Origin of the sequence: Aeromicrobium sp. (assembly GCF_014378035.1) — a bacterium.
Lineage (GTDB): Bacteria > Actinomycetota > Actinomycetes > Propionibacteriales > Nocardioidaceae > Aeromicrobium.
This window is the reverse complement of the sequence record NZ_JACMOM010000211.1, coordinates 1-2,346: the sequence shown is the minus strand read 5'-3', so window position 1 is coordinate 2,346 and position 2,346 is coordinate 1. Positions and strand designations below refer to the sequence as shown.

2 protein-coding genes and 2 pseudogenes are annotated in these 2,346 nt (G+C 64.0%); all 4 read left to right on the top strand.

Going from position 1 to position 2,346, the window contains the following annotated elements:
* Positions 1–303 (top strand): annotated as a pseudogene (locus H7290_RS11055) (hypothetical protein); the annotation flags it as partial.
* Positions 282–737: pseudogene (locus H7290_RS21345) on the top strand (DNRLRE domain-containing protein); the annotation flags it as partial. The pseudogenes H7290_RS11055 and H7290_RS21345, both read left to right, overlap by 22 nt.
* A 333-nt stretch (positions 738–1,070) precedes the next feature.
* Positions 1,071–2,042 carry a hypothetical protein gene (locus tag H7290_RS11050; RefSeq protein WP_290514068.1) on the top strand — a complete coding sequence of 324 codons (972 nt, stop codon included), beginning with the start codon at positions 1,071–1,073 and terminating at the stop codon, positions 2,040–2,042.
* Positions 2,042–2,346, top strand: a 305-nt coding sequence (locus tag H7290_RS11045) for a hypothetical protein (protein WP_290514067.1), incomplete at its 3' end; no start/stop codon positions are given. The genes H7290_RS11050 and H7290_RS11045, both read left to right, overlap by 1 nt.

The window sequence follows — 2,346 nt, the reverse complement described above, 5'->3', positions numbered from 1 at the left end:
TTCTTCAAGGGCGGGATTGCCCTGGTCGGCGAGGAGGGGCCGGAGCTGGTGGGCCTTCCGCGCGGCGCTGCGGTGCGAACCGCCGCACAGACGCGGCAACTGGTCCAGCAGCCGCGTCGTCTCGGCGTCGCGGCTGCCCCGGCTGTTAACGGTGCCGCTGGTTCCGGCCGCGTCGCGCTGACCATCACCAACTGGAAGGACGGCACCGGCCACATGACCTCGATCGCCGACTCGCGCGTCTCTTCGGCATCCGATCTGGCACGAGAGCACAGGAGGTCACAGTGGTCAACCTCGCGCCCCTAGCCATCTCTATTAAGTCGGCTAGGCCGAACTTCACCTACGGTCAGCGCCTCCAAGTTCCGGTCAGTACGACGGCTTCGATGCTGGTGCGGGCCGGATTGCCGGCCGCGGTGTCAGAGGATGCTGTCATCTCGTCGGCGATGCTGGTCCTTACTCAGGTGGGCACCGAGTCGGGATCGGTGATCGTGAACCTGCGTCGCTTGGCGGGGGCGTTCAACGTCTCGCGCACAACGTGGAACAACGTGGCAGCTCAGACCGGCTCCACGGTTGCGGTGACGAAGTCGAGTCCCACTGGTGGCACCGCTTGGTCGTTCGATGTGACCTCGGACCTGCAGGGCTTCAGTGCTGGATCGCTGGCCAACTTCGGGTGGCGGATTGCCTCCACCTCGACTACTGGGGTTCGCTTCAGGGGTTCGTCCGCATCGACGGGGCAACCTGTTCTGGTCCTCGAGTTCGTGGAGCCTGGCGAGGCTCCCGAGGATCTGTACCCAGATGGCGGTGTCGTGTCCCTCGATAAGCCGACCCTCTTGTTCCTGGTCGCTCCCGACACGACAGCCGTTCAGGTGCAGATCGACGTCGATGCGACGGGCGCGGTCGACTTCGACTCCGGCGAAATCGTCAGCGACGTCGGACAGGTCGTCCTCGCCTCGACCGCCTACGTGGGCATCGCTGTTGGCGCTACGACGTTCTGGCGCGCGCGCGCGCGGGGAGCGACTGGCCTGACGCCGTGGTCGGCGTGGGCGTCGTTCTCGCGCACGAACAAGCCCACCGTGAGCATCACGTCACCTGGGGCGACGTCGGATGACGTTTCACCCCCAGTGATCTGGTCGGTCTCTGGCGGCACGCAGGAGTCATGGCGTGTCATCGTGACCAATGGCTCTGGCACCGTCGTTGGTGACTCGGGCCGCGTGACCTCCGCTGCGACTACATGGGTGGCTCCGAAGGACCTCATTCGCACGGAAGGCGGCGTCGGCACAATCGAGGTCTCCGTCTGGGACAACGTTGACCGGGCTGTCACTCCGGGCAACCCCGATTACGCGAAGGCAACATCCACCTACACCCTGTCGACCACTGGCGGCGTTGTGGCACCGAGCATAGTCACTGCTACAACGAATGGGTTCAGCCCTGCCGTCTATGTCGCGGCTACTGCAACGTCTGCGCCGGATGGTTGGGCGGTGATCCGTGATGGTGAGCGGGTGTTCACTGAACCGATCCAACCCACGTTGACTTTCTCGTGGACGGACTGGACCGCGACACCGAACCATGAGCACGACTACCGGGTGGCGCGCATTGTCAATGGAGCGGTCTCGCCGGGCGGTCCGCACGCGCTCATCACACCGCGTTTCTCAGGGCTGTGGCTCGTTGACCCTGAAGACGGCACTGCTGCCGTGCTGTGGGGTGATGACGAGGGTTCCTGGTCAGCTGTCGAACTCGCGGTCACCCATCAGCCCATCGCCGGTCCACCAATTCGCCGAGTCGCCTATCGGGTGCCTTTGTCGGGTTCCATCTCTGGCGACCTTCTGGACGTATCAGGGATCACTGCCGACGCCAGCATTGCAGTGCTGTACGACTTCAAATCCTCCCCAGCAAACCGTGAACTGCGCTTGTTCGCTGGCGATCGGAGCATCCCGGTGAACGTCGGTGACATCACGGTCAACCCTGCGCCGATCTCAGGTACGGAGCGGTGGTCGCGGGTGTCTTTCAACTGGTGGCAGGTCGACGAAGTCCCCTGGACCGCCTGATGCAGCCGCTCGGCCTGACCGCCGTAGAGAACCGGCTATACCTGCGCCACCTGCTCGGCTCGCACAACTTCACGATCACTGCCCAGGTACTCAACACGTCTGGCGCCGTGATCGAGTCGATCCGCGAGACCCTGCTTGATGGGCAGGTGAACATCCAGAGGGACTCGCCCGTTCGCCGCACTGCGTCGCTGACGTTCTTCGATCCCGATCGTCGCTTGCACTTCGACTCGAACTCCCCGTTCGGGTCCACCCTGTTCCTTGACCGAATGATCCGGGTGACCCATTCAACGGTCGTGCCTAACGT